13 protein-coding genes are annotated in these 15,497 nt (G+C 73.7%); 9 read left to right on the top strand and 4 right to left on the bottom strand.

Annotated features, from left to right (window positions below; all coding sequences use genetic code 11):
* Nucleotides 1-165: 165 nt before the first annotated feature.
* From LWC33_RS18560 to LWC33_RS18535, 6 genes are all read left to right on the top strand, one after another.
* Nucleotides 166-1,581 carry a DUF2252 domain-containing protein gene (locus LWC33_RS18560; protein ID WP_233305667.1) on the top strand — a complete coding sequence of 472 codons (1,416 nt, stop codon included), beginning with the start codon at nt 166-168 and terminating at the stop codon, nt 1,579-1,581.
* A 70-nt stretch (nt 1,582-1,651) separates the two neighbouring features.
* Nucleotides 1,652-1,897, top strand: a complete 246-nt coding sequence (gene ctaJ, locus LWC33_RS18555; protein ID WP_233305666.1) for an aa3-type cytochrome oxidase subunit CtaJ — start codon at nt 1,652-1,654, stop codon at nt 1,895-1,897.
* Nucleotides 1,884-2,372 (top strand): DUF5130 family protein, encoded by a 489-nt coding sequence (locus tag LWC33_RS18550; protein ID WP_233305665.1) that lies wholly within the window; start codon nt 1,884-1,886, stop codon nt 2,370-2,372. Before ctaJ ends, LWC33_RS18550 begins: the two co-directional genes overlap by 14 nt.
* A gap of 215 nt (nt 2,373-2,587) precedes the next feature.
* On the top strand, nt 2,588-3,292 hold the full coding sequence (locus LWC33_RS18545) for a LuxR C-terminal-related transcriptional regulator (protein WP_233305664.1): 705 nt from the start codon (nt 2,588-2,590) through the stop codon (nt 3,290-3,292).
* Nucleotides 3,293-3,449: 157 nt separating this feature from the next.
* The gene (locus LWC33_RS18540) at nt 3,450-4,964 is read left to right on the top strand and encodes a sensor histidine kinase (protein WP_233305663.1); all 1,515 of its coding nucleotides are present in this window, start codon (nt 3,450-3,452) and stop codon (nt 4,962-4,964) included.
* A 122-nt stretch (nt 4,965-5,086) separates the two neighbouring features.
* A complete protein-coding gene (locus tag LWC33_RS18535) occupies nt 5,087-5,458 on the top strand; it encodes a hypothetical protein (RefSeq protein WP_233305662.1) in 372 nt (123 codons plus the stop codon).
* 66 nt (nt 5,459-5,524) lie between these two features.
* Here LWC33_RS18535 and LWC33_RS36110 read toward each other — a convergent pair whose 3' ends face one another.
* The 3 genes from LWC33_RS36110 to pepN all read right to left on the bottom strand — a co-directional run bounded on the left by LWC33_RS36110 (nt 5,525) and on the right by pepN (nt 9,715).
* On the bottom strand, nt 5,525-6,190 hold the full coding sequence (locus tag LWC33_RS36110) for a phosphatase PAP2 family protein (protein ID WP_233305661.1): 666 nt from the start codon (nt 6,188-6,190) through the stop codon (nt 5,525-5,527).
* A 21-nt stretch (nt 6,191-6,211) separates the two neighbouring features.
* Nucleotides 6,212-6,910: a hypothetical protein gene (locus tag LWC33_RS18525; RefSeq protein WP_233305660.1), complete on the bottom strand. Its 699-nt coding sequence runs from the start codon at nt 6,908-6,910 to the stop codon at nt 6,212-6,214.
* 255 nt (nt 6,911-7,165) lie between these two features.
* On the bottom strand, nt 7,166-9,715 hold the full coding sequence (gene pepN / locus LWC33_RS18520; RefSeq protein ID WP_233305659.1) for an aminopeptidase N: 2,550 nt from the start codon (nt 9,713-9,715) through the stop codon (nt 7,166-7,168).
* A 172-nt stretch (nt 9,716-9,887) separates the two neighbouring features.
* Between pepN and LWC33_RS18515 the strand changes: the two genes are divergently transcribed.
* Entirely contained in the window at nt 9,888-10,511 is a 624-nt protein-coding gene (locus LWC33_RS18515; protein WP_233305658.1) for a mycothiol-dependent nitroreductase Rv2466c family protein, read from the top strand.
* A 74-nt stretch (nt 10,512-10,585) separates the two neighbouring features.
* Here the strand turns inward: LWC33_RS18515 and LWC33_RS18510 are convergent, their stop codons facing one another.
* Nucleotides 10,586-11,020 carry a CBS domain-containing protein gene (locus tag LWC33_RS18510; protein WP_233305657.1) on the bottom strand — a complete coding sequence of 145 codons (435 nt, stop codon included), beginning with the start codon at nt 11,018-11,020 and terminating at the stop codon, nt 10,586-10,588.
* Nucleotides 11,021-11,191: 171 nt separating this feature from the next.
* Here LWC33_RS18510 and LWC33_RS18505 point away from each other — a divergent pair, with 171 nt between their 5' ends.
* Together LWC33_RS18505 and LWC33_RS18495 are read left to right on the top strand one after the other, a co-directional pair.
* Entirely contained in the window at nt 11,192-13,681 is a 2,490-nt protein-coding gene (locus tag LWC33_RS18505) for an apiosidase-like domain-containing protein (protein WP_372476629.1), read from the top strand.
* Nucleotides 13,682-13,846: 165 nt separating this feature from the next.
* Complete coding sequence (locus tag LWC33_RS18495) at nt 13,847-15,400, top strand: serine/threonine-protein kinase (protein WP_233305656.1); 1,554 nt, start codon at nt 13,847-13,849, stop codon at nt 15,398-15,400.
* Nucleotides 15,401-15,497: the final 97 nt, after the last annotated feature.

The raw sequence follows: 15,497 nt of genomic DNA, 5'->3' as shown, positions 1-15,497 counted from the left end.
CCATCGTGGTCGGGCGGCGTCGGCCGAACAACCCGAGCGGGTGACGAGGAGATCACCGGGTGTATGCGTGGGGCCAACCGTCCCGACGCCGGCCGACGGACGGACGAACCGCCCGAGGTGCCATCGGGCCCGGCGCCGGGACCGCCCGTCGGGTATCACCTCTTCATGCACCCGCACGCCGTCCTCGCCTCGCTCGACCCGCGCGACCGCGACGGCTTCGCGCTGCTCTCCGCGCCCGCCGTCCCCCGCCCGGAGCGGTACGCCCTGGGCCGCAGCCTGCGCCAGGGGGTGCCGCGGTCGTCGCTCGCGGCGTGGTCGCCGAGCAACCGGAGGATCGGGGCCGTCGAGTCCGTGATCGCGACGAACAAGGGCCGGGTCGCGCGGCTGGTGCCCGTCCGGATCGGGCGGATGAGCGCGAGCCCGTACGCGTTCCTGCGCGGCGCCGCGGCCCTGCACACCGCCGACTTCGCGACCCTGCCCGCCACCGGCATCCGGCCGGTGATCTGCGGCGACGCCCACCTCGGCAACTTCGGCTTCTACGCCTCGCCCGAGCGCGAGCTCGTCTTCGACCTCAACGACTTCGACGAGGCCCACCCCGGCGCGTGGGAGTGGGACCTGCGCCGGCTGGCGGCGAGCATCTGGGTGGCGGGCCGGGACAACTCGGCAGGCGAGGACGAGTGCGGGAACGCGGTGGCGCGGTGCGTCGACGCCTACCGCCGCCACCTCGAGCGCCTGGCCGAGGAGCCGCTGCTGGCCCGCTCGTTCGAGCGGATCGGGGCGCAGGAGCTGCACGAGGAGGCGCCGCGCAAGAGCAGCCGCAAGGCCGTTGCCTCCGCGGCCCGGAAGGCCCGTCGGCGCACCAGCGACCGCGCCCTGCCCCGCTTCACCCAGCGCGACGGAGCGGAACGCCGCTTGGTCACCGAGCCGCCGGTGATCACCCGTCCGGACAGCGGACAGTACGAAAGGATCCTGGCGGCCCTCGACCAGTACCTGCGGACCCTGCCGCCGCACTGGGCGCGGGTGGTCGGCGGGTACCGGGTCGTCGACGTCGCGCACAAGGTCGTGGGCGTCGGGTCGGTCGGGCTGCGCGCCTACATCGCGCTGTGCGAGGGATCGGGTGCCGACGACGTCCTGTTCCTGCAGCTCAAACAGGCCCGCCGCTCCGTCGTGGCCCCGTACGTGCACGGCGACGACGCCTGGCACGCCCATCAGGGCCAACGGGTCGTCGAGTACCAGCAGGCCCTGCAGACCGTGTCGGACCCGCTGCTCGGGTGGACCACCGTCGGCGAGCGGCAGTACTACGTCCGCCAGTTCCGCGACATGAAGGGCGCGATCGTCCTCGACGGCATCGACGCGGCCACCCTCGCCGACTACGCCGCCGTCTGCGGCCGACTCCTCGCCAAGGGCCACGCCCGGACCAGCGGCGCCTCGATGATCAGCGGCTACGTCGGGGGCGGCGGGAAGTTCCGGCGCGCGGTGTGCCGCTTCGCCCGCGCCTACGCCGACCAGACCGAACGGGACTTCGACGAGCTGACGGGCGCGATCCGGCGGGGCGTGCTGCCCTGCGAGGCCGGGGTCTGACGCCGGTGTGAGGCAGGTCCACCTCGCCTGGCATGCCCGGGCCCGGGGCCATGGACTAGGTTGTGCATCCGTGAGCGTGGTGCAGACGGTGCTGGCCTTCGTGCTGCCGCCCGTGGTGATCTACGCGGTCTTGGCTCTGCTGACGATCGCGCCGAGAGCCGCCAAGCGGCCGAAGTACCGCACTGGTGAGAAGTGGAGCTACGAGCCGGTGCTGTGGACGGCGAACCCCGCCGGGGCGCACCTGCCCGCCCACGTCGAGCACATCGAGCCGGCCGAGGGTGCCGCGACGACCGGGGGTGCCCGTGGCCACTGGTGAGCACGGCGGCCACGGTGCCGTCGCGACGATCGACCCGGACAGCCTGCCGGAGGGCACGGTCGTCACCGGGTCCGGCCGGGTGTCGGCGGCCGTGGTCTTCCACGAGGTGGACAGGACCGGCCCCTTCACGACGCCCCAGCTGTCCCGCCTCGACGAGGCGCTGACCCTCGCCAGCCGCGAGACCGGTCTGCTCTTCGCGATCTACCTGGGCGACCTCGGCGAGAAGACCGAGATCCGCGCCGCCGAGCTGCAGGCCTCGCTCGAGCGCGCGCCGGAGTCCGTCCTGGTCGCGGTGAGCCCTGGCCAGCGCGTCGTCGAGGTCATCACCGGCTCCGAGGCGAAGCTGCGGCTGCCGGACCGGGGTGCCAAGCTCGCCGTCATGAGCATGGTGGCCTCGTTCAAGGAGAGCGACCTGCTCGGCGGGCTGCTCAGCGGCCTGCGGATGCTGGCCGACCAGGCCGGCCCCCGCCGCTGACGGACCCTTGACCCGCGGCCCGGGAGCGGGCCGTGCCACACCCCCATCACGCAATCGTGCGTGATGGGTAGGGCTCGTCAGCCATATGGTGCAATCATGTGGGCAAGGCGTGCGGATTCCCCCACCCCCGGTGCCGTGAGTGGTACCCGGTGGGCGAATCGGTGCAGTCTCAGGACCGGCCGTCGGACCCACAGCGAAAGCCACCGTCGTACTCCATGAGCGAACCGACACGGCACGACCCCGGGCGCAGGCCCACGGGGGTCGGCACTCCCGTCGTGGTCGTCGACGACCACGAGCTCGTCGCGACCTCGCTCGTGCTCGGCCTGCGCTCCGAGGGCATCGAGGCGTCCCGCATCCGGCCGGCGGCGGAGCGCGGCATCCTCGCGGAGGTCGCCAAGCTCGCACCCGGGCTCGTCCTGCTGGACCTGGACCTGGGGCGCGACGCCGAGGGCAACCGGATCGACGGCGTGGAGCTGGTCGGCCCACTGCTGGGCGCCGGCTGGCAGGTCCTCGTCCTCTCCGGCAGCGCCGACCCGGCCCGCGTCGGCTCGGCCCTCGACGCCGGCGCGCTCGCCTGGGTGCCGAAGAACGCGCCGTTCCCCACGCTGCTCGCGGCCGTGCGCGAGGCGGTCGCCGGGCGCCCGGTGATGCCCGACGACCGGCGGCGCAAGTTCATCGACCTCTACCGCCGCCGGCAGGCGGAGCGCCGGGACCTCGCCGAGAAGCTCGGCCGGCTCACCCAGCGGGAGCGGGAGGTGCTGGCCGAACTGGCCCGCGGCAAACGCGCCCAGGCCGTGGCGGATCACTTCGTGGTGTCGCTGGCGACCGTCCGCACCCAGATCCGCGCGGTGCTCACCAAGCTCGAGGTCAGCTCGCAGCTCGAGGCCGTGGCCCTCTACCGGCGGGCGACCGGGGCCTGACCCCCGCGCCGCCGGTCCTCGTCGGCATGCCCTGTCGGGCGAACGCCCGACGGCCGATCGGTTGAGGTCCATCGTCCGCCCCGTCCCAGCATGTGCGCATCCCTAAGATGGATGAACGGCGCGCCCGCGGCGCGCTCGGGGAGGGGGTCCTCGGCTCATGGCGACCGGTGTCACGAGCGCGGTGGGGCGGCTGCGGCGTGCCCGCTTCACCTCCCGCCTGGCCATCGACGTCGGCGTGCTGCTCGCACTGTGCGCCGCGGTCGTCGTCCTGGCCGCCAGCCCACGGGTGCTCGACTGGCTCCACCAGGAGACCGCGGCGGACATCGTCACGCTCATCGCGGCCGGCATAGGCGCGGCCGCCGCGATCCTCGCGCTGGTGGCCTCGCGCCTGCTGACCGAGGCCCGGCTGGCCTGGCTCGCGGCCGCGCTGGTCCTGTACTGCCTCGTCGTGCTGCCCTGGGGCGTCTCCGCCCCGGCCGGGACCATCCCGTCAGCGACCCAGGTCTCCCGGTTCATCGCCTACGCGACGGCCCTCGTGCTGCTGGTCTTCGCCCTGCGCTCGCCGCGCCGGATGGGCACGTGGGGCGGCTGGGTCATCATGCTCGCCGGTGCGGTCCTCGCCGTGCTGGCCCTGCTCCTCGTGCCCGATCTCGGGGCCGCCACCCTGTTCATCGCAGGCCCGGTCAACGCGGTGGTCGTCGTGGTCGGCTGGGTCGCCGCCGCGGTGCTGGCGGTCGTCGACGCCGCGCGCCGGCAGAGCACGAGCCGGCTGCGGATCGGGCTCGGCCTGGTGATCCTGGCCGGTGCCCAGCTCTACCGGCTGTCCACGCCGATGGGCCCGCCGGTGCCGGACCTGGTGTTCCCCGCGCTGCGGCTCGTCGGGATGGCGGTGCTGCTGGTCGGACTGCTCCAGCTCGTCCAGCGTGGCCTGCGGTCGTTGCAGGAGGAGAACTTCGAGCAGCAGGAGGAGCTGGCCGCCGCGGCACTGCACATGGAGCGCGCCGCGGCCCACACCGCCGAGCGCAACCACGAGCTGCGCAACGGCCTGGCGGGTCTGGCCGGGATCACCCATCTGCTCTCGGCGGAGGCCGACGGGCCCGACCACGACCGGCTGCGCAGCGCCGTCCTCGCCGAGCTCGGCCGCCTGCACACCATCCTCGAGCGTTCGGGGGACCCGCTGGAGCTGGAGGAGGACCTGGCCGAGGAGCCGGGCTCCTACGAGCTCGAGCCGATGCTCGCGAACCTGGTGGAGCTGCAGCGCGCGCGGGGGCGGCAGGTGCGCCTGGAGGTGGCCGAGGGGCTGGCCGCGCTCGGGAGCTCGGCGGTGGCCGCGCAGATCGTCACGAACCTGTTGGCCAACTGTGAACGCCACGCGCCGGGAACCCCCGTCACGGTGACGGCGTTTTCCGAGCATGACGACGTGGTAATCGAGGTCAGGGACCGCGGACCGGGCCTTCCCCCGGGGAAGGAGCGCGACGTACTCGGACGGGGTGTGCACGACGCCCGCGCCGGCGGTTCCGGACTGGGGCTCCACATCAGCAGGGAGCTCGTGGAGGGCCAGGGAGGGTCCCTGTCCCTGCGGACGGTGGACGGCCCGCGCGGCTGCGCCGCGACGGTCACTCTTCCGGCCGTCGACGCGAACCGACCGGCCACCGACCCCGTCGCGCCGTAGGGCAACTCCGGACACCGTCGGGCGTCTCACCTCTCCTGGTGATGGCCCGGAGGGGTCGATCGGTTGCATACTGTGGCGCATCCGGCCCTGCGAGGCCGGTCGGAAGAAAGGTGGGATCCCGAATGGGTGAGTCGGACAACGCCCGTCCGCGCAACCGCTCCACGTCCCGTCGTGGTGCGCAGGGATCCTCCTCGTCGGTGCTGACCCCGCCCACGGGGCTGCCGGCGGTGGACGATCTCGCGACGCCCGGCGTCGCAGTGCCCGCCCAGCGGACCGGTGAGGAAGCGGGTGCACCGATCGCGCCGCCGGTTGCGCCGCGGCCGCAGGCCCCCGCGCCGGCAGGGGTGTGCGTGTGCGGGCACGAGGCCGGGGCGCACGAGCACTACCGGCCGGGCGACGACTGCGGTGCCTGCGGTGCCGCCGTCTGCGGGCACTACACGCCGGCCGACGGCAGCGGGAAGAAGGGGCTGCTGGGTCGTCTGTTCCGTCGCTGACCGCACGGACCACCGAGGGTCCCGCCGGATCGCCGGCGGGGCCCTCGGCGTGTCCGGGGGTTTCGCTCAGCCGGCGCGGCGGGCGTGCCACCAGGCAGCGACGGTCTCCGACAGGAGCGCGGTGCCCAGCACGAACGCGACGGCGGCGCAGAAGCCGCCGACCGTGTCGGTGGGGTAGTGGGCGCCGGTCGCGACCATGGCCGTGCCGATCGTGCCGCCGACGACGAGCGCGATGGTGACGACGAGCGCGATGCCGGTGATCCGCCCGGGGCGCACCAGGCTGACCAGCAGCAACGCGGCGACCAGGGCGATCGACGTCGCGCCGCCCGTGTGCCCGCTGGGGTAGGCGAACCCGCCGAACTCCATCGTGCGGCCGATCGCGGGCTTGAGGTAGGTCGTGGCCACGCCGGTGAGTCCCGGCCCCACGATCGCGACGACGGCGAGCCGCCGCCGGCCCAGCGCCAGGCAGAGTCCGCAGAGCGCGAACGCCGCGAACACCACCAGCGGCGGTGAGCCGAGCTCACTGAGCCGCCGGAGCAACCAGAGGTGCGCCGAGGCGGGTGAGTCGACGAGGTTCTCGGCGTGCCCGTCGACCCGGCCGTAGCCGCTGCCCCCCGCGTAGCGGGTGCCCAGCAGCGCGAACACGACCGTGGCCAGCCCGACCGCGACGGCGGCGGGCCGGCGCAGGTACGCGGGCAGGGCCGGAGGGGCGGGCGGATCTGCGCTCGTCACTCTCTCCAGAGTTCCCCGTGATCAACCGGAGATGCATCGCCCGTTCGAGTAGAGCGGTGTGGTGTCGACCGCGCGGCCCGGCGGCGGCGAGACCTCGACCGCGGCCAGGCCGGACGGCGTGAGCGCGGCCTGGCAGGCCGAGACGCCGCTGTCGAACCCGCCGGTGTAGAAGTCGATGTGCGGGTGCCGATTCGCCTGGTACTCCTCCTGGCAGGAGGCGCAGAGGTCCTCCATCACGAAGTACTTCTTCAGCGGCGCGTAGTAGACCAGCGTGCCGACGGCCATGAACTCCGGATCGGTGGCGAAGGTGATCGGGTCGGCGTAGGTGCCGCGACCGCCCGCCTGGGAGTGCTTGGTGGGATAGGCGATCGTGGTGCTGCCCGGCGGGTCGTTGTCGTAGGCGCCGTAGAAGGTCACCTCGGTGTGCACGGTCCGGCCGTCCGGCCCCGTGACGCCGCTGCTCCCGCCGGACCGCGACCCGGGGGCCGCGGACGACGTCGGGGTGGGCGTGGGCTTCGGCAGGTTCCGGCTGGCCTCGAGCGCCGCCTGCAGGACCGACGGCGCCCCGGGGACCGGCATCGCCGCGGGCGCGGGGAGGGGATCGGCCGTCGCCGGGCCGGTGCTGACGAGCGCGGCCTGCTCGGCGCTCGGGTTGCCGCAGCCCGCGACGACCACGACGCACGCCAGCAGGACGGGGTAGAGCGCGAACGGCATACGCATACGCGGACTCCGGCGGGGTCGGGGGCGCCGCAGATGGGGGAGCGCGGGTCACCCTCGGTGAGATGCGGAGTATGGCAGCGCCGTGGGGAGCAGTCGACATTCACCCGAATGCCGAGCAACCTTCGTGCTGCGTGTCATCGACCTGCGACGGAGCGTGCGACTCCGGGCGGGGTCGCCACCCGTACCGGGAGCGCAGTATGGCTCCACAACGCGCTCACGACCGGGGCTGGAGGGCGTTGTGGAGCCATGGTGCGGTCAGCTGCGGTCGAACTCCCGCGCAGCCAGGGCGCGGACGATCCCGGCCCGGCCCTCGGACACCAGCCGGCGCAGGGCCGGCGGGTGGCTCTCGTCGGCCAGCCAGGCGTCGGCGGCGTCGACCGTCGACTTCTCCACGGCCCACGACGGGAACAGCCCGAGGACCACACTCTGCGCGCGCTCCGACGTCCGCCGCGCCCACACGTCCGCGACCTCGGCGAAGTACTTCTCCACGTAGGGCGCGAGCAGGGCCCGCTGCCCCGGGTGGGCGAAGCCGCCGATGATCGCCTCGTTGACGGCGTTGGGCAGTTCGTCGTCGTGCACCGCGCGGTCCCAGGCGCGGGCCTTCGCCTCCGCCGTCGGGATCAGCGAACGGCCGCGCTCGGCCTGGCGCTCGCCGGCCGCCGTGGGGTCGCGGCGGTGCTCGGCGTCGATCGCCTCCTCGCCGGCCCGGCCGTGCGCCACCAGCGCATGCAGCAGCCGCCAGCGCAGGTCGGTGTCGACGGTCAGCCCCTCCGGGACGTCCTGGCCCTCGAGCCAGGCGGCGAACCGGTCCAGCGTCGCCGCGGGCAGGACGCTCCCGGACAGCGCGTTGACCACGGCGAGCTGGGCGTCCGAGCCGGGCTCGGCCAGGTCGAGCTGTGCGGACAGGGCGTCGGTGAGCATCGGCCAGCCCGTGTCGGTCGCCCACGACTCGTCGGCGTACGAGGCCACGGCGGTCTGGACCTGCAGCAGCAGCCGCTGCACGACGCCGATCTCGGTCTCCCGGCCGAACCCGCCGGACACCAGCGTGGTGAAGTCCCGCGCCTTGAGCTCGGCCTCGCGGGTCATCTCCCAGGCCGCCGACCAGCACAGGGTGCGGGGGAGCGGCTCGGCGATGTCGCCGATCCGGTCGATCAGGGTGGTCAGCGAGCCCGGGTCCAGCCGCAGGGCGCAGTAGGTCAGGTCGTCGTCGTTGACCAGGACGAGCTTGCCCTGCGGCGTCCCGACCAGGGCCCCCACCCGGGTGCGCTCGCCGGTGACGTCCACCTCGATCCGATCGGTGCGCACGATCCGGCCGTTGGAGTCCTCGTCGTAGACGCCGACGGCCACGCGGTGCGTCCGGGTCTCCCCGGCGCCGGGTCGCGCACCGCCCTGGACGATCTCGAAGGACGTGAAGCGGCCCTCGGGGTCCACCTCGAACTGCGGACGCAGCAGGTTCAGCCCGGTGGTGCGCAGCCACTGCGCGCCCCAGTCCGAGAGGTCCCGCCCGGAGGACTTCTCCAGCGCGCCCAGCAGGTCGTCGAACGTGGCGTTGCCCCACTTGTGGGCCTCGAAGTAGGCGCGCAGGCCCGCCATGAAGGGCTCGAGCCCCACGTAGGCCACCAGCTGCTTGAGCACCGACGCGCCCTTGGCGTAGGTGATCCCGTCGAAGTTGACCTCGACGGCCTGCAGGTCCGGGATGTCCGCCGCGATCGGGTGCGTCGAGGGCAGCTGGTCCTGGCGGTAGGCCCAGGACTTCTCGACGTTCGCGAACGTCGTCCACGCCTCGGTGTACTCGGTGGCCTCGGCCTGGCAGAGGACCGACGCCCAGGTGGCGAACGACTCGTTGAGCCACAGGTCGTCCCACCAGCGCATGGTCACGAGGTCGCCGAACCACATGTGCGCCATCTCGTGCAGGATCGTCTCGGCGCGGCGCTCGTAGAGGAACCGGGTGACCCGCGACCGGAAGACGTAGTCCTCGAGGAAGGTGACCGCGCCGGCGTTCTCCATCGCGCCCGCGTTGAACTCCGGGACGAAGAGCTGGTCGTACTTGCCGAACGGGTACCGGATCCCGAAGTTGCGGTGGTAGAAGTCGAAGCCCTGCTTCGTCTCCGTGAAGATCCGCTCGTGGTCCATGTGGGGCGCGAGCGAGGCGCGGCAGTAGATCCCCAGCGGGATGCCGTCGTGCTCGTCGTGCCACGACGAGTAGGGGCCCGCGATCAGGGCGACCAGGTAGGTCGACATGACCTCGGACTCTGCGAAGCGGTGCACCGTCGCCGGGCCGGCCTTCTCGGTCTCGGCCAGGGCGTTGGACACGACCTTCCAGCCGTCCGGCGCCGTGACGGTGATCGTGTAGCGGGCCTTGAGGTCCGGCTGGTCGAAGCAGGCGAACAGGCGCTTGCAGTCCGCCGTCTCGAACTGCGAGTAGAGGTAGACGCCGCCGTCGACCGGGTCGACGAAGCGGTGCAGCCCCTCGCCGGTGTTCATGTAGGTACCGGTGGCGCGGACGGTCAGCTCGTTCTCCGCGGCCAGGCCGGGCAGCGCGATGCCGTCGTCCTCGCGGTAGCCGGAGACGTCGAGCGCGGTGCCGTTGAGCGTGGCGCTCTCGACCCCGGCGCCGACGACGTCGATCCAGCTGTCCGCGCCGGGCTCGGCGCAGGAGAAGCGGACCGTCGTGGTGGTGGCGAAGGTCTTCTCGCCCGGTCCGCCGCGGCCGTCGGTGAGGTCGAGGTCGACCACGTAGCCGGAGACGTCGAGCAGGGCGGCCCGGCGCTCGGCGTCGGTCCGGGTCAGGTTGGGCGGGGCCATGAGCGCGGCGCGCTCCTTCCTCCAGGATTGTCGCGTGGGGGCATCCAATCACGTGGACGGGATGGTCGCCCCGTCATTGCGCCCGTGCCCCGGGGGTATCCGGGAACACGCCGTCCACCTCTCGCGGTTGTGACGGTCGACAGGAGTCCCTCCCCGGACGAACGGAGTGCCCATGACCAGCACCGAACAGGACACGGCCAAGGTCGACATCTGGTTCGACCCGCTGTGTCCGTGGGCGTGGCTGACCTCGCGGTGGATCCTCGAGGTCGAGAAGGTCCGCGACATCGAGCTGAACTTCCACGTGATGAGCCTGTCGGTGCTGAACTCCGGCCGCGACCTGCCGGAGCAGTACCAGTCGCTCATGGAGAAGGGCTGGGGCCCGGTGCGGGTGTGCATCGCCGCGGCCGAGCTGAAGGGCCCGGATATCCTGCGCCCGCTGTACACGGCCATGGGCGAGCGCATCCACAACGGCGGCAACAAAAACTTCGACGTCGTGATCAAGGAGGCGCTGGCGGAGCTGGACCTGCCCGCGTCGCTGGCCGAGGCGGCCACCTCGACCGAGTACGACGAGAAGCTGACGACGAGCCACCACGCGGGCATGGACCCGGTGGGCATGGACGTCGGCACGCCGGTGATCCACGTGAACGACGTCGCCTTCTTCGGCCCCGTGATCAGCAAGGTGCCGCACGGCGAGGAGGCCGGGAAGGTCTTCGACGGCGCCCGGCTGCTGGCCGGCTGGCCGCACTTCTTCGAGCTGAAGCGGACCCGTACCGAAGATCCGGACTTCGACTACTGATCCTCGGACGCCGGAACGGCACTTCTGTGCGGAGGAGTTCCGCAGAGAAGTGCCGTTCGACCGTCGGGGCAGCGTCAGTGGGCCGCGATGTAGACGTCCCGCAGGACGCCGGTCTCGAGCTCCAGCTCCCGCAACCGCGCCTTGACCAGGTCGCCGATCGAGACCATCCCGACCAGCTGACCGCGCTCGAGCACCGGCAGGTGCCGGAAGCGGTCGCGGGTCATCCGGGCCATCGCGCTGGCGATGGGCTCGTCGAGGCGCGCGGTGCCGACCGTGTGGGTCATGATCTCATCGACCCGCACGTCGAGCAGGTTCGCGCCCCGGTGGGCGAGCCCCCTGATCAGGTCCCGCTCGGACACGATCCCGACCATCCGCTGCTCCCCGTCGCAGACGACCAGGGCGCCGACGCCGAGCTGCTCGAGGCGGGCGACGGCGTCCGCGGCGCTCTTCCAGGGCAGGATCCAGTGGACGGTCCGGCCCTTCGCGTCGAGGATGTCCGCAATCTTCATCGCTCTCCCTCCGCCGCAGTTCTCGGACAGGTTCATTCTGCTCCCGCGCCCCCCGTTCCCGCAGGTCGTCTGCGCCCGACATCTGCCGGATCGCGGGCGAGGCGTTCACGATCGTGACGGGATGATCCGTTCCGCCCCGCGCGTCCGGGTCGCGCTGCGAGCGTGCGACGCGTGGGTGGTTACGGACGGGCGCTGGGTGCGGCGCTGGCGGTGGTCGTCGTGCTGGCGGGCGTGCTCGTCGCGGCTGTGGTTCGGGAGGCGGCCCCGGAGGGCGGGGTGCGGGTCGACGGGCGCTGGTTCTCCCGGCCGGACGGCACGCCCTTCTACTGGCTCGCAGACACGGCGTGGGGCCTCGTCACCGCGCTCGACGGGGACCGGGCCGCCGACTACCTCGGCGCGCGGGCCGATCAGGGCTTCACCGTCGTCCGGACCGCCCTCGTGCGCCCCGGCGCGCCGCGCGACCAGGACGGGAACGCGGCCTTCGCGGGGCACCTCGGCGCCCCGACCGAGGCCTACTGGGAGCACGTCGACGGGCTCGTCCGCTCGGCCGCCGACAAGGGCGTCACGCTGGCCCTGGCCCCGGTGTGGAGCGACGGGCTCGCCGGCACCCTGGTCACGGAGCGCAGCGCGCGGGAGTACGGGAGCTTCCTCGGCGCGCGCTACGGCGACGCCTCCGTCGTCTGGCTGACCGGGGGCGACGACGAGGGCGGGCACGAGGGGATCTGGTCGGAGCTGGTCGCGGGGTTGCGGGAGGGTGGGAGCGACGCACCGGTGGCGCATCTGCCGAGGGGGGCTTCCGAAGGTGGGGGTGCGGGCGGCGGGGGAGCGGGCGGCTCTGGCGGCCTCGGCGGCTCGGGCGGTTCGGGCGCGCACGGTGGCTCGGCCGGGGCAGGAGCCTCGGCTGCCGGCTCCGCTGCGGGAGGGCCCCCGGCCGACGCCGCTGATCTCGATCTCGACCTCGAGGGCGAGCCCGAGGGCGGTTTCGGCAACGAGCTCGTCGAGGAAGGCGGTGCTCCCGACGTCGCGGCCGAAGCCGCGCCCGACGGGGAGGGGGCGGCGAGCGGGCTCGGCGACGGCTCGGCCGGGGTGGAACGGCAGGAGTCGGACGCCGCGCCGGCGGGGCCTGTTCCAGTCGATTCCACCGAAGCGGACTCGGCGGAGGCGGAGTCTGCGGAGGCGGAGTCTGCGGAGGCGGAGTCTGCGGAGGCAGATTCGCCGGGTGCGGACGCTGAGCGGGCGGGTTCGGCGCGGGTCGGCCCTGCGCGAGCCTCCACGGAGGCGGGCTCGTCCGGGGCAGACTCGGCCGCCTCTGCGGACGTGACCTCCGCGGCGAGCGGCAGCTGCGCGTCGTCCGCGTCGCGGGCCGACGCGCGGGCCGCGGCGGCGGGGAGCGAGAAACCGCTGCTCGACGCCACCCCGCCCACCGAGGGCCAGGACTGCGGGGCCGGCGCGACGACCGACCACGACGTCCGGGCCGAGGCGTGGCGCGCGGCACTCGGCGGCGCGAGCGGCGCGACCTACGCCGACTCGGCCGTCTCCGACTTCGGGCCGGGCTGGACCGAGGCGGTGGAGACCGACGGCGGCGCCCAGCTCGGCGTCCTCAAGCGCGTCCTGGAGTCGCGGCCCTACCGCCTGCTGGAACCGGCCGACGGGGCGTTGGCCGGCAGCGGTTCCACGGGCGAAGCGCGGGTCTCGGCCGCCGTCGCCTCGGACGGATCGTTCCTCGTCGCGTACACGCCGGAGGGCGAGGACGTCACCGTGGACCTCGACATGCTCACGGCGGAGCGGGTCCGGGCCTCGTGGGTCGACCCGCGGACCGGCGAGGTGCTGGAGGTGGAGGAACCGGTCGAGGCGACCGGCAAGGCGGCGTTCGAGGCCCCCGCGGCCACCGGCGACGAGCGGGACTGGGTCCTCGTCCTCGACGACGAGGCAGCAGTCTATGGCGCGCCAGGCGCCGAGGTCCTCGAGGACCCCGGCTTCGCGATGCTCCCCGACATCTCCGGCATCTCCGACGGCGACGGGCCGGACCCCGACGGCACCGACGGCGCCGAGGTGCGCGGCGACGAGACCCGTCGCCCGAGCGGGACCGGTGACGGGGCCGACGACGCGCAGCGGTCCGCTCGTGACCGGTCCGGCAGCCACACGGGCGGCGGCAGACCCGCAGGCTCGAAGCCCGCGGACGACCGGTCCGTGCAGGACTCCGACCGGACCGAGGACCCCGCTCCCGAACCCGCCCGCGCGGGGCGGCCCGAGGAGCGCCCCGACGAGAAGCCTGCCGGGCCGGAGAAACCGGCCGAGCCGGAGAAGCCCGAGCCCGAGAAGCCCGCCGAGTCTGCCAAACCCGACGAGCAGCCGAAGCCTGCCGAGCCGGAGAAGCCCGAGAAGCCCGAGACGCCGGCCGCACCGACCTCGGGCACCTGGGACAGCCTGGCCGCGTGCGAGTCCTCCGGGAACTGGGGCATCAACACCGGCAACGGCTACTACGGCGGCCTCCAGTTCGACTCGGGCACCTGGTCGGACTTCGGCGGCACGAAGTACGCGCCGCGCGCCGACCAGGCCACCAAGGAGCAGCAGATCGAGATCGCGGAGAAGGTCCGGGACCGGCGCGACGGCTACGGCTCCTGGCCCGCCTGCGCCCGCAAGCTCGGCCTGCCGCGATGAGCGGCAGGTGATACTCGTGCCGCTCGGCCACCCGGGTGACCCCGGAGAGGCCTGGTTCGACCCTCCGTGCGATCACCCGTCGTCACGTGTCACCCTGGCGGGGGAGCCCCGTCTGACCCGACCTCCCGGCACCTCGCGCGCGCGGAGTGCCTACCCTTGACGGTCATGACCCCGCCCGAGCCCGACGCCCCGCGCATCGGGAACCGCTACCGGCTCGAGGAACGCATCGGTATCGGGGCGATGGGCGCCGTGTGGCGGGGAACCGACGAGCTGCTGAACCGGACCGTCGCCGTCAAGGAGCTGATCGCGGCGGCCGCGCCGGTCAGCGGCAACGGGGCCGACGCCGCCGAGGAGTCCCGCCAGCGCCTGCTGCGCGAGGGCCGGATCGGGGCGCGGCTGCAGCACGCGCACGTCATCAGCATGTTCGACGTCGTGGTGCACGACGAGCGGCCCTGGCTGGTCATGGAGTACCTCCCCTCGCGCTCCCTCGCGGTGGTGTTGGGGGAGAAGGGCCCGATGGGGCCGCGCGAGGTCGCGGCGATCGGCCTCCAGGTCGCCGACGGGCTGGCGGCCGCGCACGCCGCCGGGGTGGTGCACCGTGACATCAAGCCCGGCAACGTCCTGATCGCCGAGGACGGCCGCGCCAAGATCACCGACTTCGGCGTCTCGCGCGCGGTCGACGACGTCCAGCTCACTCGCACCGGCATGATCGCCGGCACCCCGGCCTTCCTCGCGCCGGAGGTGGCGCGCGGGCAGGAGCCGACCTCGGCGTCCGACGTCTTCGCCCTCGGCGCCACCCTCTACGCCGCGGTCGAGGGCGAGCCCCCCTTCGGGCTCGACGACAACGCCTACGCCCTGCTCCACAAGGTCGCCACCGGCGCCGTCCGGCCCCCGGAGAACGCGGGCCCGCTGACCGCGCTGCTGATGCGCCTGCTGTCGAACGAGCCCACCGACCGGCCCACCGCCGCGCAGGCCCGCGACGCACTGGCCGCGATCGCGGGCGGGGCCTCGACGGCCGGGTCGGCCGCGGCCCCGCCGATCACCACTCGCGTGATGCCGACGCCGCAGCCCGCCGCCGCGCGCAAGTCCGGTCCGCGCACGCTCACGGACATGCCGGCGCCGCCGGTCGTCGTGCCACCCGGGTCCGAGCGGCCGCCCGCCGGCGGCAAGCCGCGCGGGCGGCGGCTGCTGCCGTTCGTCATCCTCGCCCTCGTGCTGCTGGTCGTGGGCGTCGGCGTCGCGATCGGCGCGATCCGCGGGGCCGACAACGGCGACCAGAGCGGCGGAGCGACCGCCCCACCGATCGCCGCGCCGACGACCACCCCGTCGCCGACGCAGACCACCCCGCCCACGTCGACCCCGCGCACGACCACGCCCTCGCCGTCGCCCTCGCCGTCGACCAGCGCGGCCTCCGACACCGACGCCGTGTCCTTCGTGCAGCGCTACTACAGCCTCCTGCCCGACAACCCCGACGCCGCCTTCGCGCTGCTCGGGTCGCAGGCCCAGGCCGCCTCGGGCGGGATCGACAGCTTCCGCCGCTTCTACGGCGGCATGAGCGAGGTGCAGATCCAGAACGCCCGGTCCACGGGCCAGGGCCAGGTCCTGGGCACCATCGTCTTCACCCGCAACGACGGCTCCACCACCAGCGAGCCCTACACCTTCCGGGTCGGCACGGGCAGCGACGGCAACCAACTCATCCAGTCCTTCTCCCGCGCCTGACCACGTCCCGCTCTCTCGGAGTCGCCGGCGTCTCAACACGCCTCCTGGCCCCCAACGCGAAAGACCGGTCGCTGGCAGCGTTATGGCTCCACAACGC

This window comes from Pseudonocardia terrae (assembly GCF_021343995.1).
Lineage (GTDB): Bacteria > Actinomycetota > Actinomycetes > Mycobacteriales > Pseudonocardiaceae > Pseudonocardia > Pseudonocardia terrae.
This window is presented reverse-complemented; position numbering and strand designations above follow the sequence as displayed.